The organism is Hydrogenophaga luteola (assembly GCF_042648585.1).
Taxonomy (GTDB): Bacteria; Pseudomonadota; Gammaproteobacteria; order Burkholderiales; family Burkholderiaceae_C; genus Hydrogenophaga; species Hydrogenophaga luteola.
This window is the reverse complement of the sequence record NZ_JBHRXX010000002.1, coordinates 1,008,667-1,031,243: the sequence shown is the minus strand read 5'-3', so window position 1 is coordinate 1,031,243 and position 22,577 is coordinate 1,008,667. Positions and strand designations below refer to the sequence as shown.

Genomic DNA, 22,577 nt, shown 5'->3' with positions numbered 1-22,577 from the left:
GCAGGTTGTGAAATAGAAATCGTGCGCCTTGCGGCAAAGCCTTTGATTCTACATCGCCCCTATGTCAATACACCTGATGTCCTCTTGTGCGCAGCGGGCTCAACGCCCGCCGGAGCGCCCTGGCTTTCGCCCCTTCTGAGGCAGTTTGTCGCGTGCCGCGTCGCGCTCCCTGCGCCGTTGCAGCGAGTCCTGCCCGATGTACCCATACGAAGTTTTCATGGGGTCCGGTTGCCCACCCCCGCTGGCACCTTTGGCGGGACCTTTGCCTGCCCCCTTTCCAAAGCCTCTGGCGCCGGCCCCGACTGATTTGCCATCCTTGGCAAAGGAGGCACCAGAGCGCTGGCTACCACCTTTCCCGTCGGGTCGGGGGCCCTGTCCGAAGTGTCGACCACGCCCACCGGTGTTGCGAGCAGAGGGCGGGGTCTCACCGCTTTGCGGCATACCGGCCGCGGTGGTCAGTCGCTCAATGTCCCGATGGTCCAGTTCAAGCCAGACACCTCGCTTGAGCCCCCGCGGAAGCATCATGGCGCCATAACGGATGCGGATCAGGCGGCTGACGGCGTGCCCCACTGCCTCGAACATGCGACGCACTTCGCGGTTGCGCCCCTCGGCGATGGTCACCCGGTACCAGCAATTGGCCCCTTCACCACCACCATCCTCGATGGACGCGAACTGGGCCATCCCGTCGTCGAGTTGCACCCCATCGAGAAGGCGTTGTTTCTCTTCCGAGGACAACGCACCCAGAACGCGCACAGCGTATTCCCGTTGCAATCCGAACCGCGGGTGCATCAGCCGGTTGGCCAGCTCGCCAGAGTTCGTGAGCAGCAGAAGACCCTCCGTATTGAGGTCCAGACGCCCCACTGACTGCCATTTGCCGGTCTGCAGTCGGGGGAGGCGACGGAACACCGTGGGCCGGTTCTGCGGGTCGTCGTGCGTCACCACCTCGCCAGCTGGCTTGTGATACGCGAGCACCCTGGGCGGAGGCGGAGCGATGCGAACACGCACCGGCTTGCCGTTGACCTTGATCGTGTCCCCGAACTGGATGCGCTGGCCGATATGGGCCGGCTCCCCATTAACAGAGATACGCCCCTCCAGGATCAGCTGCTCCATCTCCAGCCGTGAGCCCAGCCCCGCCTGGGCCAGCACCTTGTGGAGCTTGGGGGAGTCGGCCTCAGGTTGCAGCACGCGCTTGGAAGGCAGGGGCAGGTCCTGCTCCTGCACGGCATCAAACGCCCCGCTGACCACATCATCAAAGGCCATGCTGCCGGAAACCGGTCCCGCGGAGGGTCCTGGTGCGGGCGCGGAACCGGCAGGCGAAGCCGCCTGAGCTTCGTCCAGAGCGGACTCATTCGGCTGTCGGGGTGGCACCATGTTCATGCGGTTCCTGAAAAAGTTCTGATGTCTGGGATTCGGCGGGCTCGTCCGTCCGTTCCGGGGTGCTGCCGCCCAGGGCGTCAAAGTCCAGCCGCCCCAGAGCGGACTCCTGAACCTCGCTGCTGTCCAGGGGTGGCAACTGATCAAGCGACGACAGGCCAAGGTCGTCCAGAAACTGGCGCGTGGTGGCAAACAACGCGGGCCGCCCGACGGTTTCCCGGTGGCCGATGACCTCGATCCAGCCCCGGTCTTCCAGCTGCTTGAGGATCAGGGAGTTGATGGTCACCCCCCGGATGTCCTCCATGTCGCCTCGAGTCACGGGTTGACGGTACGCAATGATCGCCAGCGTTTCCATGGCCGCCCGCGTGTACTTGGGCGGCTTCTCGGGATGCAACCGGTCCAGGAAGGGTCGCAGCTCGGGACGGCTCTGGAAACGCCAACCGGAAGCGACCTGCACCAACTCGACGCCGCGACCAGTCCATTCGGCCTGCAGGTCAGTCAACAGGGTCTTGAGCGTGTCGGCCGACAGCTCGCCATCGAACAGCACGCCCAGCTCTTTCACGGACAAGGGCTGGGGCGCACAAATCAGGGCCGTCTCAACGACGCGCCGGGCATCCGAAGTGTTCATCGGTGGTGCCTGAAAATGAATAGTGGGGGTCCTGACCAAGCCGCAACAGCGGCAGCGGGCGTCGCGCAGGACTGACCGAGGGCTACAGGAATCGGGGATTTGACGCGGCGCTTCAGAGGCCCTGAAGGCTGTTGAAACCGGGTCTACAGATTACCTTCATTGTAACGGAGCCCTGCGCCCTCCAAGGCCGTCTGGAAATCAGCAGGTACCGTACTGGCAAAAACCAGCTCGGCACCCGACACCGGATGACTCAGGCGCAAGCGCGCGGCGTGCAAAGCCTGCCGCTGCATGCCCCACGCCGCGCGACCACCATACAGCGCATCGCCCACCAGAGGATGGCCCAGCCAGGCCATGTGCACCCGGATCTGGTGCGTTCGGCCGGTGTGCAGTTTGCAAGCCACCAGGCAAGCCTGATCGACGGTATCCAACACCCTGAACGTCGTGCGAGCCGACTTGCCGGCGGTACTGTCTTTGCCCAGAACGGCCATTCGCAGACGATTGGCCGGGTCGCGCCCCACCGGCTGATCGACCTCACACAGCCCGCCTCGCCGCCAACGGCCCTGACCGATGGCCAGGTACTCGCGCTGAACCTCGCGCGCGGCGATCGCCCGCACCAAGCCATCCACCGCACGGCGGCTCTTGCCCACAAGCATCAGGCCTGAGGTGTCCTTGTCCAGCCGATGCACGATGCCGGCACGCGGCAGGCCGGCCGCGCCTACGTGGTGGGCCAGCAACCCGTTGAGCAGCGTGCCGCTCCAGTTGCCCGCTGCAGGATGGACCACCAGCCCCACCGGCTTGCAGATCACCATGAGGTCCTCGTCCTCGTAGACGATGTCCAGCGCCATGGCCTGGGCCACGAAGGCCATGGCCTGCTGCGTGGGTCGCAATTCGACCCGGAGCCGACCGCCAGCCACCAATCGCGCCGATGGCTTCGAGGCCAGCCGGCCATCCAGCAACACCGCGCCTTCCGCCATCAGCTGCTGGAGGTATGACCTCGAAAGCTCAGGCACCAGAGTGGCCAGCGCCTTGTCGATGCGCCAACCGTGCATGTCCGCAGGCACCGGAAGGTCGCGCACCTCGGTGTCCGCAAGCACATCGGCCGCATCAATGTCGGGCTCGGTCGCACCGGGTCCGTTCACCCCCCCCGTCGATATAATTTCTGCAGCCAATCCGGTGTTCCAGTTGTGAAGGTAAGCGTGTGATTCCTCGTTCGAGATTATCGGTCGTGCCCCTGTGTGCCGTTGCCGCCGCGCTGAGCTTCTCGGGCTGCAGCTCCACTCCCGTGGACCCGACCAAGGACTGGAGCCCCAACAAGATCCACAGCGAGGCGATGGACGAGCGCAACGCTGGCAACTACGAAAAGGCTATCGGCCTGTACGAGAAGCTCGAAGGTCGCGCGGCCGGCACGCCTCTGGCCCAGCAGGCCCAGCTTGAAAAGGCCTACACCCAGTACAAGTCTGGCGAGCAGGCCCAGGCACTGGCCACCATCGAGCGCTTTCTGCGCCTCCACCCAGCCAGCCCTGCGCTGGACTATGCGCTCTACCTCAAGGGCTTGGTGACGTTCAACGAAAACCTTGGGCTTCTGGGTTCGCTCGTCCAGCAGGACCTCTCTGAACGCGACCAGAAAGCGGCCAAGGAGTCGTTCGAGGCCCTGCGCGAGGTGGCCACCCGGTTCCCTGAGTCGCGCTATGCACCGGATGCGCGGGCGCGCATGACCCACATCGTCAACTCGCTTGCACAGTCGGAAGTGCATGTGGCCCGCTACTACATGAGCCGTGGTGCGTACCTCGCTGCCATCAACCGCGCGCAGACCGCCATCACCGACTACCCCAAGGCGCCCGCCTTGGAAGAAGCCCTGGCCATTCTCGTGAGCAGCTACGACGCACTCGGAATGACCCAGTTGCGCGATGACGCAAGACGGGTGCTTCAATCCAGCTTTCCGAACAGCGCCTACCTGGGCCGCGCCCAGAACACCGGCGGCAAGCCGTGGTGGAAGCTCTGGTGACACCATGCAGCCAGCCGCAATGGGCTGGAAATTAATGGTTACCATGCGGACCAGTGTGGGCAACCCGCCCGCTCAGAGAGACCTTCTCCCATGACCAAAGGCTATCGCATCCATGCGTCAACCGGCATCCATCGGGGTGACCGCGACTACCAGCAGGATCAGGTCTGTCTGCTGCACCATCCCCGCGAAAGCGGTTGCCTGCTGGCGGTGGTGGCGGATGGCATGGGTGGCCGAAGCGGAGGACGAAAAGCGTCGGATCAGGTGATGCTGACCTCGCGCCAGCTGTTCGAGCGCTACGACCCGGACACCGACGACGCCGCCTCCATGCTGCGCCAGGTGGTTGAGGAGTCGCACCTCGTCATCAAGCTCACCGCTGTGTCGGCCGAGCAGGAGCCGCACAGCACGATCGCCGCGTTCCTGCTCACCCCGGGGGGCAGCAGCCACTGGGTGCATGCCGGTGACTCACGGATCTACCACTTCCGCAACGGCAAGATGGTGTTCCGCACCATGGACCACTCCTATGTGCAGTCGCTGGTCAACCAGGGCGAGATCACCGAGGAAGAGGCGCTGGACCACCCGCACTCCAACATCCTGATGGGTTGCCTGGGCACCGACAGCGATCCTCCGGTGGACCTGCACGTGGTGCCGCAACTGGGGCCCGGCGACGCGATCATGGCCTGCAGCGACGGCGTGTGGCACTACTTCACGCCCGACGAACTGGCCAGCACGGTGGCCATGCTCTCGCCCCGCGAGGCCTGCGAGTTCCTTATCCAGAAAGCCCGCTCGCGGGCCAAGGGCTCGGGCGACAACCTTTCGCTGACCATCGTCAAACTCGATCCGCTGACCTGATCAGCGCAACGCCTTGAGCCGGAACGGGCTGATCACGTTAGCCCGGTATCGACCGTCCGGTGCGCCAGGGCCAGGTATTCGGCCGACTGCATCTCAGCCAAACGTGAGACTGTCCTGGGAAACTCGTGCGCCATCGGACCATCCACGTACAGCTGCTCGGGTGGCACGGCGGCGGACATCACCAGCTTGACCCTGCGGTCGTAGAGCACATCGATCAGCCAGGTGAAGCGGCGCGCTTCCGAGGCCTGCCGCACCGCCATCTGCGGCACATCGGACAGCAGCAGCGTGTGGAACTGGGTGGCGATTTCCAGGTAGTCGTTCTGCGAGCGTGGCCCGCCACACAGCGTCTTGAAGTCGAACCAGATCACGCCACCGGCCCGCCGCTTGGAGTGGATCTCGCGCGACTCGATGTGCATCACCGGGTCTTCGTCATGCGCCTCGGCCAATTCACCGAAGGTCTTGTCCATCGCAGCATCGGCCGCATCGCCCAGCGGACAGTGGTAGAGCTCGATGTGTGTCAGCGTACGCTGGCGGTAGTCTGTGCCGTTGTCGACATTGATGACTTCGAGTTTCTGCTTGAGCAACTCGATGGCCGGCAGGATGCGGTCACGATGCAGGCCGTTGGGGTACAGCCCGTCCGGATGGAAATTGGAGGTGGTGACAAAGCCGACCCCCGCCTTGAACAGCGCGTCCAGGAGGCGGTGCAGGATCATGGCGTCGGTCACATCCGCCACATGGAACTCGTCGAAGCAGATGAGCTTGTAGCGCTCGGCGACGCGCCGACCCAACTCGTCCAGCGGGTTGACCGTGCCCTGCAGGTCGCGCAGTTCGCGGTGCACTTCGCGCATGAATTCATGGAAGTGCAGCCGCGTCTTGCGCCGGATCGGAACCGCGTTGAAGAAGCAGTCCATCAGGAAGCTCTTGCCGCGCCCCACCCCACCAAACATGTAGACCCCTCGGGGAATCTCGGGGTGGACGAACATCTTCTTCAACGCGTTGGAGCGCTTCTGCTTGTAGTTCGTCCATTCCAGGGCACACCTCTCCAGAGCGTCGATGGCACGCTGCTGGGCGGGGTCGGTGGTGTAGCCGCGCTGCTTGAGCTCGGCTTCGTAGGTGGCGCGGACCGACAAGGGCGAACCCGGATCAGAAGTTCAGGGTGCGCTTGTCCACGGCCAGCGCCGCTTCCTTGGTCGCTTCCGATAGCGAGGGGTGCGCGTGGCAGATGCGGGCGATGTCTTCCGCGCTGGCCTTGAACTCCATGGCCACCACGGCTTCGGAGATCAGCTCGGACGCCATCGGGCCCACGATGTGCACCCCCAGGATCTCGTCGGTCTTCGCATCGGCCAGGAACTTGACCATGCCGGTCGTGTCACCCAGCGCGCGCGCGCGACCGTTGGCCAGGAACGGGAAGGTGCCGGCCTTGTACGCCACACCGTCCGCCTTGAGCTGCTGCTCGGTGCGGCCGACCCAGGCGATTTCCGGGCTGGTGTAGATGACCCAGGGGATGGTGTTGAAGTTGACGTGTCCATGTTGTCCGGCGATACGCTCGGCTACCGCCACGCCCTCTTCTTCCGCCTTGTGCGCCAGCATGGGGCCGCGCACCACGTCGCCCACCGCCCAGACGCCGGGCAGGTTCGTCTTGCAGTCGGCGTCCACGACTATGGCACCGCGCTCGTCCAGCTGCAGGCCCACCGCTTCGGAGTTCAGGCCGATGGTGTTGGGCACGCGGCCAATCGAGACGATCAGCTTGTCGGCGTCCAGCGACACGGCTTCACCCTTGGCGTTGGTGTAGGCGACGTTCACGCCCTTCTTGCCGGTCTTGATCTCACCGACCTTCACGCCGAGTTCAATCTTCAGCCCCTGCTTGTCGAAGGCCTTCTTGGCTTCCTTGGCGATCTGCTCGTCCACCGCGCCCAGGAAGGTCGGCAGACCTTCGAGGATGGTGACGTCCGCCCCGAGGCGACGCCAGACCGAGCCCATTTCCAGGCCGATCACGCCGGAGCCAATCAGCGCCAGCTTCTTGGGCACGGCACCGATGCGCAGCGCACCGTCGTTGGACAGGATGAGTTCTTCGTCAAACGGCACGCCCGGCAGGGCGCGGGCGTTGGAGCCCGTGGCCACCACGATCTGCTTGCCGGTGATCACCTCTTCGGCGGCGCCAGCGACCTTGACCTGGTAGCCGCCCTCGGCAGCGGCCACGAAGGAACCGCGGCCGTGGAAGAAAGTCACCTTGTTCTTCTTGAACAGGTAGAGGATGCCGTCGTTGTTCTGCTTCACGACGGTGTCCTTGCGGCCGACCATCTTGGCCACGTCCATCGTCACCTTGCCGGTGCTGATGCCGTGGTCGGCGAAGTGGTGGTTGGCGTGCTCGAAGTGCTCGGACGACTGCAGCAGCGCCTTGGACGGGATGCAGCCGACGTTGGTGCAGGTGCCACCGGGTGCGGGACCGCCAGCGGCGTTTTTCCACTCGTCGATGCACGCGACCTTGAAGCCCAGCTGGGCAGCGCGGATGGCCGCAATGTAGCCGCCGGGACCAGCGCCGATCACGACGACGTCAAATGCTTGGGACATGTTCTTTTCCAGAAAGGGGGTTGGACAAACGCCCCCGAAGGGGCGTCTGCAATTTCACTGGTCGATCAGATGTCGAACAGCAGACGGGCCGGGTCTTCCAGCGCTTCCTTCATGGCCACCAGACCCAACACGGCTTCGCGGCCGTCGATGATGCGGTGGTCGTAGGACATGGCGAAGTAGTTCATCGGGCGCACCACCACCTGGCCGTTTTCGACCATGGCGCGGTCCTTGGTGGCGTGCACGCCGAGGATGGCCGACTGCGGCGGGTTGATGATGGGGGTGGACATCATCGAGCCGAAGGTGCCGCCGTTGGAAATGGAGAAGGTACCACCGGTCATGTCGTCGATGCCCAGCTTGCCGTCCTTGGCCTTCTGGCCGAACTCGGCGATCTTCTTCTCGATGTCGGCGAAGCTCATCTGGTCGGCGTTGCGCAGGATGGGCACCACCAGACCGCGCGGCGAACCGACGGCGATACCGATGTCGAAGTAGCCGTGGTAGACGATGTCATTGCCGTCGACCGAGGCGTTGAGGATCGGGAACTTCTTGAGGGCGTGCACTGCCGCCTTGACGAAGAAGCTCATGAAACCAAGCTTGACGCCGTGTTCCTTCTCGAACTTCTCCTGAAACTTCTTGCGCATCTCCATGACCGGGGCCATGTTGATTTCATTGAAAGTAGTCAGGATGGCGTTGGTCGACTGCGACTGCAGCAGACGCTCGGCCACGCGGGCCCGCAGACGCGTCATCGGCACGCGCTCTTCGGGACGGTCGCCCAGGTCGGGGGCGACCACCGCCACCTGCGGCAGCACCTTGGTGGGTGCGCCGGTGGGAATGGCGGCCGGTGCGGCGACCGCAGCCTTGGGAGCGCTCGCGGCAGCCAGCACATCACCCTTGGTGACGCGCCCGTCCTTGCCGGTGCCGGCCACGGAGCCAGGGGCCATGCCGTTGTCGGCCATCAGCTTGGCGGCGGCAGGCATGGCCACGCCCGCCTTGCTGGAGGAAACAGCTGCGGCGGCAGGCGCTGCTGCAGCTGGAGCGGGCGCAGCAGCGGCGGGCGCCGGAGCAGCGGCCGGGGCTGCTGCTCCGGCCACGGCGGCAGTGTCGATTTTGGCGATGACCTGGTCGGCGGCCACGGTGGCACCGTCACCCTGAACGATCTCGACCAGAACACCACCAGCGGGTGCCGGGCACTCGAGCACGACCTTGTCGGTCTCGATCTCGATCAGGATTTCATCGGCGGCAACGGCTTCGCCGGCCTTTTTCTTCCACTGCAGCAGGGTGGCCTCGGCCACGGATTCGGAGAGCTGCGGAACCTTGACTTCTACGATTGCCATGTTTGTTCTACCTGGAATGTTTCGAGGGGCGTGGCCCAGAGTCCGCCCCGGCACGGAAAGGCCGGGGCGCGGGGCTCACAGCGCCGGAACGTTTATTTGGTGAGGATGAAGCCCTTGAGCTTGGAGAAGGCAGCCTCGATCAGGGCCTTCTGCTGGTCCTGGTGCAGGTGGGCATAACCCACAGCCGGCGAAGCCGAGGCCGCACGGCCGGCGTAACCCAGCTTCTGACCGTCCAGCATGTTCTCGTGCACCTGGTGCTGCACGAAGAACCAGGCACCCTGGTTTTGCGGTTCGTCCTGGCACCACACGATGTCGGTGGCGTTCGGGTACTTTTTGAGTTCGGCTCCGAACACCTTGTGCGGGAACGGATAGAGCTGCTCGACACGGATGATGGCCACATCGTCGGCGCCCTTCTCCTCACGCTTCTTGACCAAGTCGTAGTAGACCTTGCCCGAGCAGCAGATCACGCGCTTGACCTTGTCGGCCTTCTTGATCACGGCCTCGTTCTGCTCTGGGATCACCGTCTGGAACCCGCCCTTGGTGAACTCGGACAGGGGAGACGTGGCGTCCTTGTTGCGCAGCAGGGACTTGGGCGTGAAGATCACCAGCGGTTTGCGCAGGTTGCGCACCATCTGGCGGCGCAGCAGGTGGAAGATCTGGCTGGCCGTGGTGGGCTGGCACAGCTGCATGTTGGTGTCGGCCGCCAGCTGCATGAAGCGCTCGACGCGGGCCGAGCTGTGCTCAGGGCCCTGGCCTTCGTAGCCGTGCGGCAGCATCAGCGTCAGGCCATTGGCACGGCCCCACTTCACTTCGCCGGAAGCAATGAACTGGTCGATCACCACCTGGGCGCCATTGGCGAAGTCGCCGAACTGGGCTTCCCAGACCACCAGCGTGTTCGGGTCGGAGCCCGCGTAGCCGTATTCGAAGCCCAGCACCGCTTCTTCGGACAGGATCGAGTCGATCACCACGAACGGCGCTTGGCCCTCGCCCACGTTCTGCAACGGCACATAGGTGCCTTCATTCCACTTCTCGCGGTTCTGGTCGTGGATCACGGCGTGGCGGTGGGTGAAGGTACCTCGACCGCAGTCCTCGCCGGACAGGCGCACCGGATAGCCCGACGCCACCAGCGAGGCGAACGCCATGTGCTCGCCCATGCCCCAGTCGACGTTGATCTCGCCACGGCCCATGGCCGCGCGGTCGTCATACACCTTCTTGACCAGCTGGTGCGGGGTGACGGTGGCGGGGATGGTTGTGATCTTCTCGGCCAGGCGCTTCCACTCGGCCAGCGGAATCGCAGTGTCGGCCTGGTCGGTCCACTTCTTGCCGAGGAACGGCGACCAGTCGACCGAGTACTTGCTCTTGAAGTTGGTCAGCACCGGATCGACGGTGTGCTTGCCGGCATCCATGGCGGCGCGGTAGGCCTTGACCATGTCGTCCCCCAGCGCCTCGCCCAGACCTTGCGCAGCCAGCTTGTCGGCGTACAGCTTGCGCGTGCCGGGGTGCTGGGCGATCTTCTTGTACATCAGCGGCTGGGTCAGGCTCGGGGTGTCCTGCTCGTTGTGGCCCAGCTTGCGGAAGCAGATGATGTCCACGACCACATCCTTGCGGAAGGTCATGCGGTATTCCAGTGCCAGCTGGGTGGCCAGCACCACGGCTTCCGGATCGTCACCGTTGACATGCAGCACCGGCGACTCGACGCCCTTGACGATGTCGGTGCAATACAGCGTGGAACGCAGGTCGCGCGGATCGGAGGTGGTGAAGCCGATCTGATTGTTGATGATCAGGTGCACCGTGCCGCCCGTGGTGTAGCCACGGGTCGCGGCCAGCGCCAGGGTCTCCTGGTTCACGCCCTGGCCGGCAAAAGCAGCGTCGCCGTGCACCAGCACCGGCAGCACCTGCTTGCCGAGCGGATCGCCGCGGCGGTCCATGCGAGCGCGCACCGAGCCTTCCACCACCGGGTTCACGATTTCCAGGTGCGAGGGGTTGAACGCCAGCGAGAGGTGGACCGGGCCACCGGGTGTGGTCACATCGGAGCTGAAGCCCTGGTGATACTTGACGTCACCTGCCGGCAGCTCTTCGGGAGCGGTGTGGTCGAACTCGGCAAACAGGTCCTTGGGCATCTTGCCCAGGGTGTTGACCAGCACGTTCAGGCGGCCGCGGTGGGCCATGCCGATCACAATCTCCTGCACGCCCTGCGCGCCGGCTTGCTGGATCAGCTCGTCCATGGCGGCGATGAAACTCTCGCCACCTTCGAGCGAGAAGCGCTTCTGGCCCACGTACTTGGTGTGGAGGAATCGCTCCAGGCCCTCGGCCGCCGTCAGGCGATCAAGGATGTGCTTTTTCTTCTCGGCGTTGAAGGACGGCTTGGAGCGGATCGACTCCAGCTTTTCCTGCCACCAGCGCTTCTGGGCCTGGTCGCTGATGAACATGTATTCCGCACCGACGCTGCTGCAGTAGGTTTCGCGCAGCGCGTTGATGAGGTCGCGCAAGGACATGACTTCCTTGCCGAAATAGGTGTTGCTCGTGTTGAAGACGGTCTCGAAATCCGCATCGGAGAAACCGTAGAACGACGGGTCCAGCTCGGGAATGTGTTCGCGCTCGGTGCGCTTGAGCGGATCGAGGTCGGCCCAGCGGCAACCGACGTTGCGGTAGGCGGCAATGAGCTGCTGCACAGCCACGCGCTTGCGGCCGAGATCGGAGTCGGCGCCAGCGGCCATAACGACCTTGGTACCACCTTGCTTGGCGCGCTCGGCAAACGCATTGATGACGGGCTGGTGGGGAACATCTCGGGCATCGGTGCCATCAACGGCAGGCACATGCTGCAGGGCATCGAAATAACCGCGCCAGTTGTCTGGCACGCTGCCCGGGTTCTCCAGGTATTTTTCGTACATCTCTTCGACGTATGGGGCGTTGCCCCCGAAGAGATACGAGTTGCCCTTGTAGGCAACGTAGACGTTCGTCTCGCTCATTGATCCGCTGACCTCCGTTTCCCTCAGGGAAACATTAGCTGGTTAAAACAACCTTCCGCGACACGGCTGAACCGGTTGGCGGATGCGACAGTGACTTTGGAAGGACCTGACTGCAGCCGGCGATTGTGCCACCGCGAGCACTGTCCGGCAAATGAAATGCCAGGGAAGTGCGACGCAGTTCAGGAAAAAGGCACGCGGTGTTGCTTGCCGGCGAAGGGCGTGCCGCGTTGTGAACGCTGCCTCAAGAACCCACGCGCGGGGACAAGCGCTCGGACGCCGGCACGGCGCTGGGCTCGTCCATCTCGATGGCGATCTGGGTGCACACCGTGCGGCACAGGGTCACCGCCTTCTCGCTTTGCACCCGGTAGATCACCTGCGTGCCTTCCTTGCGCTTGGCCAAAACGCCGGCACGGTACAGCAGATTCAGGTGCTGGGACAGATTGGGCTGTGTGGTCTGGATTTCCTGCAACAACTGCGAGACCGATTTTTCCTTGTCGCATAGCGCGCTGAGGATGCGCAACCGCATCGGCGTAGCCAGCACACCGAACAATTCGGCTGCCAATTCGAACACCCGGACTTTCTCGGTTTGGGCATCCGCCCCGATCATCTGTTCCATGGTTTCCACGAGGTTGTCAATATAAGCATGCATGATACTGACATACCCCATGAAACCCCATACTCTCATACACCGGGGGGTTCGAAAAAAACGGCGCCCCGCGGGCACCGTCTGGCAGCCGCAAATGCCCTCAGGACTGCATGTCCTTGATCTGCTGCAGGGCTGCGGGGTCGTCCATGGTGGTCAGATCTCCTGGATCGCGCCCCTCGCAGACCGCCTGGATGGCGCGGCGCAGCAGCTTGCCGCTGCGGGTCTTGGGCAGCACACCCACGAAGCGCACGCGGGCCGGACGGGCGACAGCCCCCAGTTGCTCATCCACCAGTTTCATGACCTCGCCCTCCAGTTTGAGCAGCGCTGCCTCATCACTCAGCAGCGAGGTGTCCTTGAGCACGGCGAACGCCATCGCCACCTGCCCCTTGAGTTGGTCGGCGACCCCCACGACCGCCACCTCGGCGATCTTGGGGTGGCTGGAAATGCTCTCCTCGATCTCCCGGGTGCCCAGACGGTGTCCCGCGACGTTGATCACATCGTCGGTGCGGCCCAGGATGAAGTAGTAACCGTCCTTGTCGCGGATACCCCAGTCGAAGGTGCTGTAGACCTGCCGGCCCGGCACACTGGACCAGTAGGTCTTGACGAAGCGCGCGTCATCGCCCCAGATGGTCTGCATGCAGCCAGGCGGCAGCGGGCCCTCGACAGCCACCACGCCCTTGACGTCACCACCCTGCAGTTCTTCGCCCGTCTGGTCGTCCAGCAGCTTGACGTTGTAGCCGTAGACCGCCTTGCCAGGTGAGCCGAACTTGCTTGGCGCCTTTTCGACCCCGTTGCAAATCGCCAGGATCGGCCAGCCGGTCTCGGTCTGCCAGTAGTTGTCGACGATGGGTTTGCCCAGCTCGTCGGAAATCCACTTGGCGGTGGGTTCGTCCAGCGGTTCACCCGCCAGGAACAGTGCCTTGAGCGAGGACAGGTCGTACTTCTTGATGAACGAAGAGTCGTACTTCTTGAGCACACGCACCGCCGTCGGGGCGCTGAACATCACCGACACCTTGTATTTCTCGACCAGACTCCACCAGATGCCGGCGTCCGGGCGAATCGGCAGGCCTTCGTACATGATGGTCGCCATGCCGCCGATCAGCGGACCGTAGATGATGTAGCTGTGGCCCACCACCCAGCCGATGTCGCTGGTTGAGAAATAGGTCTCGCCGGGCTCGCCCATGTAGATGTGCTTCATCGACGCGGCCAGGGCCACGGTGTAGCCGCCGGTGTCGCGCTGCACGCCCTTGGGCTTGCCGGTGGTGCCGCTGGTGTAGAGGGTGTAGCTGGGGTGCGTGGCGTCGACCCATTCGCATGGGACCACCGCATTCATCACCTTGGCGCGCTCGGCGGCGTAGTCGACGTCCCGACCGCCCACCGCCGCGAAGGAGGCCAGACCCCGGTTGACCATCACGACCTTGCCCGGCTTGTGCGACGACAGTCGGATGGCCTCGTCCAGCAAAGGCTTGTACTCGACCACCTTGCCGCCCCGCGAGCCGGCGTCCGCGCTCACGATGGCCACCGGAGAAGCGTCCTCAATGCGGCTGGCCAGCGAGTGGCTGGCAAAACCGCCGAACACCACCGAGTGGATCGCGCCGATGCGCACGCAGGCCAGCATGGCAAACGCAGCCTCGGGAATCATCGGCATGTAGATCAGGACACGGTCACCCTTTTTGACGCCCTGCGCTTGAAGAATGGCGGCCATGCGCTGCACCTCGGTGTGCAGCTCGCGGAAGCTGTAGGTCTTCTCCATGTCGGTCTCGGTCGACACGAAGATCAGTGCGTTCTGATCGGGCCGATCCTTGAGGTGTCGGTCGACCGCGTTGTGGCACAGGTTGGTCAGACCACCCTCGAACCAGCGGGCGAACGGCGGGTTGTCGTAGTTGCAGACCCGGTCAAACGGCTTGTGCCAATCCACCAGTTCGGCCTGTTCGGCCCAGAAAGCGTCGCGGTCGGTGATCGAGCGCTGGTGAAAGGCCTCAAAGCCCTGCGGGTTGCCCATATGAGTCTCCTGGGTGGTGGATCAAACTGAATTCATAATTATGAATCCCAGACTTTCTGGAGTCTGACAAGACGATGGCAGGACCTCAGCACCCGCCATCCTCCGAACTTATTTGATCAGCGCGTGAATCTCGCGGAAATCCGGGTGTTCGGCCGAGCGCAACCACTCGAACAACACCATTTCGGTGGTCACCAGCTCACATCCTGTGCCCGCCAGCCGGTCGAACGCCGCGTCCCGGTTGCGCTCGGTGCGCGAGGCGCAGGCATCGGTGACCACCCACACATCCATTTCCTCCTCCACCAGATCCAGCGCCGTCTGGAGCAGGCAGACATGGGCCTCGCATCCGGCCAGGACCACGGTGTTCCGCGAATGGGCGGCCGGGACCGGCTTCTGAAGATGTTTGGGCAAGCTGCGGGCATTGCCCCCCTTGGCCGCAGGGCGCAGGTATTCCAGCAGGCCATCGGGAACGGCGCTGAAGTGCATCTTGGCGAGCGTGCGCTGACAGAGGTCGCGCAGGCCCGGGTCGTTGGACCCCAGTTTGGATGGGTTCTGCTCGGTGCCCCACACCGGCACGCGCAGGCGCCGGGCCGCCTGTGCCAGCCGACGCGCATTGGCCAGCACAGACTCGCGTTCCGGCAACGCCGCCATCAGGCGCTCCTGGTAGTCGACCAGAACAAGTTGGGAGTCGGAAGCTTCGAGCAGCATGAACAAATCCTGAAACCGTTCGCACGGACTGCACGAACCAAGGGGGCGATTGTGACAAACAGGCGCCGGGTGATCACATGGAAAAAAGATCACCCTGCCCCGCCTCGTCCGCATCCTGCTGCGCGGCGGCCAAGGCCAAGTCCATCCATCGCTGGAGGCTCTGCACAAAACGCGACTCCATCACCGCCCGCCCCTCGCCCCGTTTGGGCCCCTGCAACACCAGCAGTCCCAGCCCGTAGGCCAGCACTTCGTCGTGCAACTGCTGGGCGGCATCTGGCGCCAGTCCGCAGGCATGAAGGGTTTCGAGGCAGGGCTGCAGCGCGTCCGCCAAGCGCGCCAGAAGCATCGATGCCGATCCGTCCGCCTCACCCGCGGCATCCTGCTGACCATGTCCGCCATGCAGAACGAGCGCCAACCGCTGGGTGTCGCCCGCCAGCCAGGCCCACCAGGCCACCGAGCGCTCTATGAACAAGGTCCGCGCCTGCACCGCCTGCGCCGAGGACACCGGCCCGCCATCCCTGCGCGGCCGGACTGTGCGCTCACCGCGTGGCGCCCTGATGCCAGACACCAGATCGGCCAGCTCCTGCACGACGCGTTGCTGGAGCGCGGACAGGATCGCCTCCCGCCCCGGGAAGTAGGCGTACAGCGCACCGGCGGTGTAACCCGCGCGCTGCGCCAGTTGCCGCATGTTGAAGCCCTGCCCGCCAGCCTCCTGCCACAGCGCCCAGGCCACATCCAGCAGCTGTTGCCGCCGCTCGTCACCAAAACGCTGCTGTCGCGCCTGGCGGTCGGCCATGCGCTGCTGCTGCTGGCGAAGCTGTTCCGGCGTCAGGACCGGGGTGATGGCATCGAACTTGACGGACATGGCTGGATCACTCAGTACCTGGCAATTGTTTGATTATATGAACGCCGTTCACTTCAATAAACAAGGATAAGTTGATTGCTGAAAGATTAAATATGACGAAACTATTCCAGTCACTTGCCTCTTGTTTTTTCGTTTGAACACCAAGTAAGTCACCATACCCAGGCACCAGCAACAACCAGATCAAGGCACGCGAAAAAATTCAACAGAATCAAAGCACTTGGCAACAAACCTCGCTTGACTTCGGAGCAGTGCTTCGCTTAAGCTGCTGCGATGCGTGTTATTTTTGTCGCCGCTCTTCTTCTGGGATGTGCCCTGTGCCAAGCAGCCCCCAACGACCAAGAGCCCGACGAGATGGTGCGCATGCTGGAGGAGCGTGGTGTGATGGCCCGACTGGGTTCACAGCTCCAGCAGGCCAGAAGCGACATGGGAGAACGCGCATCTGATCTGGTGGTGCGTGCCATGGGGTTTCTCGGCGTGCCCTACCGCTACGGCGGCAACAGTGTGGACACCGGCTTTGACTGCAGCGGTCTTGTCCGGGCGGTCTACGAACAATCCTTCGGCAAGATCCTTCCCCGCCGGGCCGACCAGCAGGCCGCCGCCACGGAGGTCATTGACCGCAGCGACCTCAAGCCAGGCGACCTCGTCTTCTTCAACACCATGAGACGCGCGTTCAGCCATGTGGGCATCTACCTGGGTGAAGGCAAGTTCATCCACGCCCCACGCTCCGGAGGTGCCGTGCGTGTGGAAGACATGCGTGTGGCTTACTGGCAGACCCGCTTCAATGGTGCGCGCAGGGTGCCACTGAGCGGCCCGGACGCCGGCAGTCCCTGATCGGTTGCGGTTGGTGCCAAACCACCCGCAGCGAGCGGGACAGATCAGCAAAAAGGGCGCCACGAGGGCACCCTTTTTTACTGGAGTTCTGGCCGCTCAGCCCCGCTTCTGGATCGTGCGCTTGAAATAGCGCTCGCGCACGCGGCGCGCCGTGCGCCAGAGCACCGGCGGTGCAAAGTCCTGGCCCAGGCGCCACATCACGCCAGAGAAGCTCTCTTCCGGCCGCGACTTGAAGATCGTGGTGTGGATGCCGTCCGCTTCACCTTTCGGACGTCCGTTGGTGTAGTAGTACAGCGCCAGCGACTTCCGGGTCATGTCCTCCGGGCAGTTCAGGGGATCAGGATGCCCGTGGAAGGAATCGCTGGTGGTGGTGAAGATCGCCAGGCGGTTGAACACCGGAAGGATCTTGTCGCCACAGAACTTGGTGTCCTTGTCCCACAGCTCCAGATAACCACCATACTCCTCCTTCCAGTCTTTATTCAGATACAGCAGCACGTTGATGCGCCGATCCAGGAAGGTGCTGTCGTGCTTGTTGAAGTCGGCGTGCAGCTTCAGCAGGCCTCCGCGACGGATCTGGTGCAGACCGCCCCCACGAAGCAGCGGATCGGGAATCAGGTTGTCGATGCCGGTGAGCTTTTCGAGGAACTGAAGGAAGGGGATCGAATGGAACTGGTAGAACAGCTGGCGAGTCACCGGGCCGAACTGCGTTTCGTCTGCGCAGACCAGCTTGATCTCGGTCTGGCGGTTGTAGTTGTGCCAGTCGATGTCGGCGGGCTTCGGAAACTCGGCCAGCACCGCCTCGGCCACGTCCGGAGGCAGGAAGTTGTCCAGGTGGATGTGGGGGAAAGGATTGCCATTGGCATACCGCTCTGCGTTTTCCGCAGCGAGTTGAAGGTACTTGGGATCGTCAAACACAAAACGATCATTCAGATCCACGGTGGACATGTCCATGCGCTCCTCAGGAATGGGTCGGGTCAACCCGACAAACCCGACGATGCTAGGTTGCAAGACTTAAGGTGTGTTTAAGTATTCGGCCGGTGCGGGTCTGCACGGGCGCTTCGGGGTCGTGCCACATCAGGCCCATGGCGTGGCCCGACAGCAGAATCCAGAGACCCGCAATCGCGGCGTACACCGGTGCCACCCGCAGGGCACCCTGCTCCGGCTTGGTTCGCTGGGTGCATTCAACAGAATCCGGGCCTATGCAGCCGCCGCGGCAAAGTCGGGCGACCCTACCTGCCCGGGACACTGCTGACAACCCTGCGAAGCAAAGACTGCGTGAATTGCCCGTTCGTGCGACGTGATCCGAAGACCCGATGCAGGCGCGTCAGGCCAACCCGTCGCTGACGGGCTGCACGAGCAACAGCCAGTCGCTGTCGCCGGCCGCGTTCCTGGCCGGCGGCTTCACATGCAGCCGCCCTCCCCGCAGATCGAGGCGCAGGGGATGCGTGTCGAAGCTGGTCGGATCGACCCAGCAGCCCTTCAGCGGCCCTCTCAGCCGGCGCACATCGAGCGAAAAGTCCCTGCTTTCGATCGCGTAGGCGAGCACGATGGACCTGGCTTCGGCCATTCCCATGGCGATGGGTGCTGGCGAAGTGGGTCGCCAACCGAGTTTGAGAAGCAGCCTCTGCAGGCGCCTGCTGCGAGGCAGGAAGGGCTTGCGCCCCTCGGCCGGGCGCAGCGGCACGAACTCGTGCCACGGCAAGGTGACCAAGAATGAGCGGGCCAAGCCGATCTGCCGGGCGCCGGGCAGCTGCATCGCCTGCGCCCAAGGCAGGTTCCCCCAGCAGGACCCGGAGGGCGACGGACCGAACGGCCGCTGCTCCGTATTGACCTGCCAGATGCCGTTGGCCCCGTAGGTGTGCCCGGCCAGGCCACTGCTGAGCGCGTGCGCCCAGAACGCTTCGCGCGCGTCGCGGGCCGTGACGGTCGGGTTGATATCCAGCGCCTCGTACCGGGACTCCCCGCTGATCACCGGCATGACCGGCTCCGCGCTCCAGCCTTCCTGCGCGCGGCGCGCGTGGTGCAGCGTGGGCTGCCCGTGACCGGTCTGTTGCATCTCGAAGTCGAGCAAGGCGGCGTCCGTGACCGACTCACGGGCACTGGTGGCCGGGTGCGTGGAGATCAGGCGGTCGAACGCGTTGAGGCGGCGCATCTCGCGGATCACCTCGGTCCACTCCGTGCGCAGCCGGGCCCGCGAGGCGTCCTTCTGAAGGTGGCCTTCCAGGTACCACGGCATGGTCTGCTCGCCGGCGGCCACCCACACCACGGGCAGCGCGCCCCAGCGCGCGATCAGGTGGCGCCAGTGGCGCTGCATGTTCGCCAGACCGATCATGGGCAGGTAGTAGCCCCAGGCGCCCAGAATGCACGGCACCAGCCCCTGCTCGACCAAGTGAAAGATCCGCTGGTCCGCCTCGTCAAAAAAGGCCGGGTTGATCCGGCCCAGGTCGGTCTCCCAGGCAAAGCCGCTGGCGCTGCGGCCCCGCTCGTCGAACAGCGGCATGTCCGGGTAGAGACCGGCGACCAGCTGGATCAGGTTGAACCCGCGCTCCTTGCGGTTGCTGGCCAGCGCCTGGAAATCATCCGGCCACGAGAGGCGGCCACACAGCCCCATCCACCAGGTGTCGCCCAGCCAGAAAAACGGTGTGCCGTCGGCGTGGCAGAAGTGCCGCCGGTCCTCGGCCACCCGGATACCGCCATGCCGGTACAGCGGGTTGTCGCCCTGGTAGGCGGTGACCTCGACCGTGCCATCCTGGCCATGCAGACTCGCATTGCCCGCGTCGCTGCAGCGGGTGGTGAAGGTGTGGATGCCCGTCTCGGCACTGGCGTAGCGGACGCACCAGGTGTCCCCACCGGCCCAGAACGCTGGCACCGCGATGACCCGCTGGCCGGGCGAGACGAACACAACGTCCAGCTGCAGATCCCTGAACGGCGCCGGGTAGGTGACGCTGGATTGAAAGCGGATCTCGACCGCCTTGTTCTGGTGAGTGCTCGGCATCAGGTCTTGCCCCCACCCGCCAGCCGCCGGGCCTCGTCGAGCATGGACGCATCGCCGTAGCGCTCGATCAGAGACTCCGTGATCTGCGCCGTGGGCCCGCTCAGCCACATCGGCGACTTCTTCAGAAAACCGAAGCCCTGTTCGGGCAGCGACCAGTGCGGCAACGCATAGGCCGGCCCGGTGGCGGCCGTGGCCCAGAGAATGAAGCGGCGCAGCGTCGCTGGATCGACCGGTGCTGCCGACGGGTCGGTCAGGGCCCGCTGTTCCTCGCGCAGCGCCTTGTCCTCTGGAATCACCAGGTTCGCGGCCAGCTCGCGCAACTGGGCAGCGTCCATGCGCTCCAGGTGCTCGTCGAAGCGGGTGATGTCCAGCGTCTGGGCGTGGCGGTAGCCTCGATCGATGGCCCAGCGGCTCAGGCCAACCTCGCCGCGGCGGATCGTCTCCAGCTTGTCCGCCGTGAGCGTCAGGCCCTGCCAGAACTTTCGAAAGCCCGGGTCCCTCAGGATGCGCGCGCCAAACAGAAGAGCGAACGAGCAGTAGTGCAGGTGCGGCGTGCCCTCATCCGGCACCCAGGGCCGCCCGCGGCCGGGGTCTGCCAGATAGTCCAGCCAGCCGTCGTTGGACACCGCCCCAGCCAGATCCACCTCCAGTCGCTCGGCCTGCGCCAGCCAGTCGGCCGCGGCCGGCACTGGGAACCAGGCGGAATCGTTCACCAGCACCAGCTGGCCGAGACCCGGCAGTTGGTCGCAGGCCATCAGCACGCCCTCGCGATAGGCGCCGAAGTCGTAGCCATAGTTGGGTCGCTCCACCAGCCGCCAGCACAGGGGCTGCAGGCGCTGGCGCTCCTGCGGCGTCAGCGGCAGGTTGCTCACGACCACTGACGCACAGCCCTTGCGCGCCAGGTAGGCCAGCGACGCCAGGTGGGATTCCTGCAGCCCGAGGCGCGGGTACATGACATACACCGCGCAGCGCCGGGTGGACTCCAGGGCGCCTTCGGTGATGCGCACCTGGCGCCTCAGCCAGTGGTCGTGCCATAGGTTGCCGAACCAGAGGTTGACGAGCAGGCCCGGCATGCGCCGCACACGCCCCCACCGCCAGGCCAGATGGTCCCGCAGGCGGATGAGCCAGCGGCCCGCAGACTGCGCTCGCAAATCGATCCCCATGCTGCGTCGGACTGCTCAGGAAACCGAGCGACGGAGCATGGGCAGCACCAAGCGGCGGCCCAGCGGCGCGAACAAGGCCACCTCCACCAGCCCCAGCAGCAGCAGGCGCACGAACGGGTGCTGACCTGCCACCCAGGGCAAGTGGTGCACGAACCACCATCCGATGGCCGAGGCACCGAGCATGAGCAACAACAGCAGGCCCTCCATCCGCAGGTTGCGCAGACCCAGCTTCCAGCCCAGGTACTGGCTCGTGGCCCCGGTGACCACCTCGGCACTCAGCACGGCGAGCACCGCCGTCTCGATGGAGTAGTCGAACTGGAGGTAGACCCCAAGGAACAGCAGGAACGAGAGCACCTTGACCGCACTGACAATGGCGATCCACTGCGGCTTGCCCATGGCCATGAAGGCCGCGCCGTAGATACCGCTGAGGCTGCTGAACCAGACGCCCATGGCCAGCAGGGGCAGGAAGTCGCCTCCTTTGGCGTAGCGGTCGTCGTAGGCCAGATCAAAGAAGCTGCTGGCCCCGGTCACCAGCAGCACCACCAGAAAGCTCACCACCAACATCAGCGGCACGCGGGTTCGCCGGAAGGCCTCCTGAAGGGGCACCCCGTGATCCAGCATGCGCGAGTACCAGGGAAACACGATGGAGGACTGCAGCGTTCCCACCAGCACCGCCACCATCAGCGACAGGCTGGTGGCAATGGAATAGACCCCCACCTCGGCCAGCGGAAAGATGGCCGCCAGCAGCACGCGGTCGATCTGCAGCGCCAGGAACGAGATCAGCGTGCTCAGGAACACCCACTTGCCGAAGCCGAAGATCGCATTCACCGAGTCCCGGTCGAGACGGAACCGGTCCGTCATGCCCGACAACATCGCATACGAGAGCCAGACCCGCAGGCCGCTGCTGACCACCCCGGCGATGGCCAGCGCGTACACCGAGCGCAGGTACCAGGCCAGTCCCACCATCAGCACCGCGTTCAGCACCTGCACCAGGATCTCGATCTTGGTCATGCCTGCGATGTCCATCCTCCGGGCCGCCGTGAGCATGCGCGAGGACTGGAAACCGTCGGCGATGGCGCCGAAGGCCACCAGCGGGATCAGCCAGAGCAGTTCGCGAGCCATCGGGTCGTTGGCACCGTAGATGTGCGCCATCGGCCAGGCCAGCACCACGGCACAGGTGAACAGCACCAGGCCACGGAGGACCTGCAGTGTCCAGGCCGTCTGCAGGAACACCGGCTCGTCGCCGCGCGGGTTCTGCACCACACTGGGCTTGAGCCCGATGTCGGAGAACATCGCCAGGCCCTGCATCACCGCCGACACGAGTGCCATCAGCGCAAAAGCTTCTTCAAACAGCAGCGCTGCCAGAGCGATGTTCGATACAAGCCGCAGAATCTGCCCGCCACCGAACGCGACAACGATCCATATCGTCCCGGTCTTCGCTCGGGCGGAGATGTGGGCCATTGAGGGCTGGCCGGCCTCTCCAACAGGTGTCACTGAGTCGGTCACGCAGCACTCCCCGGCGCCACATCTTGGGCAGCTTGCAATCGCACCATTGGATACATCACGGTTGGTTGTGGTGCTCGGGCAGGCACCCTGTTGCGCAGGCGAATGAAAAAGTTCAAACGCGCGAGGCAAATTATCGC

18 protein-coding genes are annotated in these 22,577 nt (G+C 64.4%); 3 read left to right on the top strand and 15 right to left on the bottom strand.

Annotation, left to right across the window (positions count from 1 at the left end; all coding sequences use genetic code 11):
- Positions 1 to 99 precede the first annotated feature (99 nt).
- The 3 genes from ACFOPI_RS08695 to ACFOPI_RS08685 form a co-directional block, all read right to left on the bottom strand.
- Positions 100 to 1,371 carry a pseudouridine synthase gene (locus tag ACFOPI_RS08695; RefSeq protein WP_382173092.1) on the bottom strand — a complete coding sequence of 424 codons (1,272 nt, stop codon included), beginning with the start codon at positions 1,369 to 1,371 and terminating at the stop codon, positions 100 to 102.
- Positions 1,346 to 1,936 carry an SMC-Scp complex subunit ScpB gene (gene scpB / locus ACFOPI_RS08690; RefSeq protein ID WP_382172978.1) on the bottom strand — a complete coding sequence of 197 codons (591 nt, stop codon included), beginning with the start codon at positions 1,934 to 1,936 and terminating at the stop codon, positions 1,346 to 1,348. Before scpB ends, ACFOPI_RS08695 begins: the two co-directional genes overlap by 26 nt.
- Positions 1,937 to 2,145: 209 nt before the next feature.
- Positions 2,146 to 3,141 (bottom strand): RluA family pseudouridine synthase, encoded by a 996-nt coding sequence (locus ACFOPI_RS08685; protein ID WP_382172977.1) that lies wholly within the window; start codon positions 3,139 to 3,141, stop codon positions 2,146 to 2,148.
- Positions 3,142 to 3,203: 62 nt separating this feature from the next.
- Between ACFOPI_RS08685 and ACFOPI_RS08680 the strand changes: the two genes are divergently transcribed.
- Positions 3,204 to 4,007 (top strand): outer membrane protein assembly factor BamD, encoded by an 804-nt coding sequence (locus ACFOPI_RS08680; protein WP_382173090.1) that lies wholly within the window; start codon positions 3,204 to 3,206, stop codon positions 4,005 to 4,007.
- A 90-nt stretch (positions 4,008 to 4,097) separates the two neighbouring features.
- Complete coding sequence (locus tag ACFOPI_RS08675; protein WP_382172975.1) at positions 4,098 to 4,856, top strand: PP2C family protein-serine/threonine phosphatase; 759 nt, start codon at positions 4,098 to 4,100, stop codon at positions 4,854 to 4,856.
- Between the two features lie 32 nt (positions 4,857 to 4,888).
- Here the strand turns inward: ACFOPI_RS08675 and zapE are convergent, their stop codons facing one another.
- From zapE to ACFOPI_RS08635, 8 genes are all read right to left on the bottom strand, one after another.
- A complete protein-coding gene (zapE, locus tag ACFOPI_RS08670) occupies positions 4,889 to 5,986 on the bottom strand; it encodes a cell division protein ZapE (protein ID WP_382172973.1) in 1,098 nt (365 codons plus the stop codon).
- A gap of 13 nt (positions 5,987 to 5,999) precedes the next feature.
- Positions 6,000 to 7,427, bottom strand: a complete 1,428-nt coding sequence (gene lpdA / locus ACFOPI_RS08665) for a dihydrolipoyl dehydrogenase (protein WP_382172971.1) — start codon at positions 7,425 to 7,427, stop codon at positions 6,000 to 6,002.
- 65 nt (positions 7,428 to 7,492) lie between these two features.
- Positions 7,493 to 8,758, bottom strand: a complete 1,266-nt coding sequence (gene odhB, locus ACFOPI_RS08660; protein ID WP_382172970.1) for a 2-oxoglutarate dehydrogenase complex dihydrolipoyllysine-residue succinyltransferase — start codon at positions 8,756 to 8,758, stop codon at positions 7,493 to 7,495.
- Between the two features lie 92 nt (positions 8,759 to 8,850).
- Positions 8,851 to 11,727, bottom strand: coding sequence for a 2-oxoglutarate dehydrogenase E1 component (locus ACFOPI_RS08655; protein ID WP_382172968.1), 2,877 nt, complete (start codon positions 11,725 to 11,727; stop codon positions 8,851 to 8,853).
- A gap of 241 nt (positions 11,728 to 11,968) precedes the next feature.
- The gene (locus ACFOPI_RS08650) at positions 11,969 to 12,343 is read right to left on the bottom strand and encodes an ArsR/SmtB family transcription factor (protein ID WP_382172966.1); all 375 of its coding nucleotides are present in this window, start codon (positions 12,341 to 12,343) and stop codon (positions 11,969 to 11,971) included.
- 130 nt (positions 12,344 to 12,473) lie between these two features.
- On the bottom strand, positions 12,474 to 14,375 hold the full coding sequence (locus tag ACFOPI_RS08645; RefSeq protein ID WP_382172965.1) for a propionate--CoA ligase: 1,902 nt from the start codon (positions 14,373 to 14,375) through the stop codon (positions 12,474 to 12,476).
- Between the two features lie 108 nt (positions 14,376 to 14,483).
- Positions 14,484 to 15,080, bottom strand: coding sequence for an isochorismatase family protein (locus ACFOPI_RS08640; RefSeq protein ID WP_382172964.1), 597 nt, complete (start codon positions 15,078 to 15,080; stop codon positions 14,484 to 14,486).
- Positions 15,081 to 15,153: 73 nt separating this feature from the next.
- The gene (locus ACFOPI_RS08635; protein ID WP_382172962.1) at positions 15,154 to 15,945 is read right to left on the bottom strand and encodes a TetR/AcrR family transcriptional regulator; all 792 of its coding nucleotides are present in this window, start codon (positions 15,943 to 15,945) and stop codon (positions 15,154 to 15,156) included.
- A gap of 270 nt (positions 15,946 to 16,215) precedes the next feature.
- Here ACFOPI_RS08635 and ACFOPI_RS08630 point away from each other — a divergent pair, with 270 nt between their 5' ends.
- Positions 16,216 to 16,776, top strand: coding sequence for a C40 family peptidase (locus ACFOPI_RS08630; protein WP_382172961.1), 561 nt, complete (start codon positions 16,216 to 16,218; stop codon positions 16,774 to 16,776).
- Between the two features lie 96 nt (positions 16,777 to 16,872).
- Here ACFOPI_RS08630 and ACFOPI_RS08625 read toward each other — a convergent pair whose 3' ends face one another.
- From ACFOPI_RS08625 to ACFOPI_RS08610, 4 genes are all read right to left on the bottom strand, one after another.
- The gene (locus ACFOPI_RS08625; RefSeq protein ID WP_382172959.1) at positions 16,873 to 17,721 is read right to left on the bottom strand and encodes a 2OG-Fe(II) oxygenase; all 849 of its coding nucleotides are present in this window, start codon (positions 17,719 to 17,721) and stop codon (positions 16,873 to 16,875) included.
- Between the two features lie 379 nt (positions 17,722 to 18,100).
- The gene (locus tag ACFOPI_RS08620; protein ID WP_382172958.1) at positions 18,101 to 19,771 is read right to left on the bottom strand and encodes an apiosidase-like domain-containing protein; all 1,671 of its coding nucleotides are present in this window, start codon (positions 19,769 to 19,771) and stop codon (positions 18,101 to 18,103) included.
- Positions 19,771 to 20,934, bottom strand: a complete 1,164-nt coding sequence (locus tag ACFOPI_RS08615) for a rhamnan synthesis F family protein (protein ID WP_382172956.1) — start codon at positions 20,932 to 20,934, stop codon at positions 19,771 to 19,773. Before ACFOPI_RS08615 ends, ACFOPI_RS08620 begins: the two co-directional genes overlap by 1 nt.
- A 15-nt stretch (positions 20,935 to 20,949) precedes the next feature.
- The gene (locus ACFOPI_RS08610) at positions 20,950 to 22,395 is read right to left on the bottom strand and encodes an oligosaccharide flippase family protein (RefSeq protein WP_382172954.1); all 1,446 of its coding nucleotides are present in this window, start codon (positions 22,393 to 22,395) and stop codon (positions 20,950 to 20,952) included.
- Positions 22,396 to 22,577: the final 182 nt, after the last annotated feature.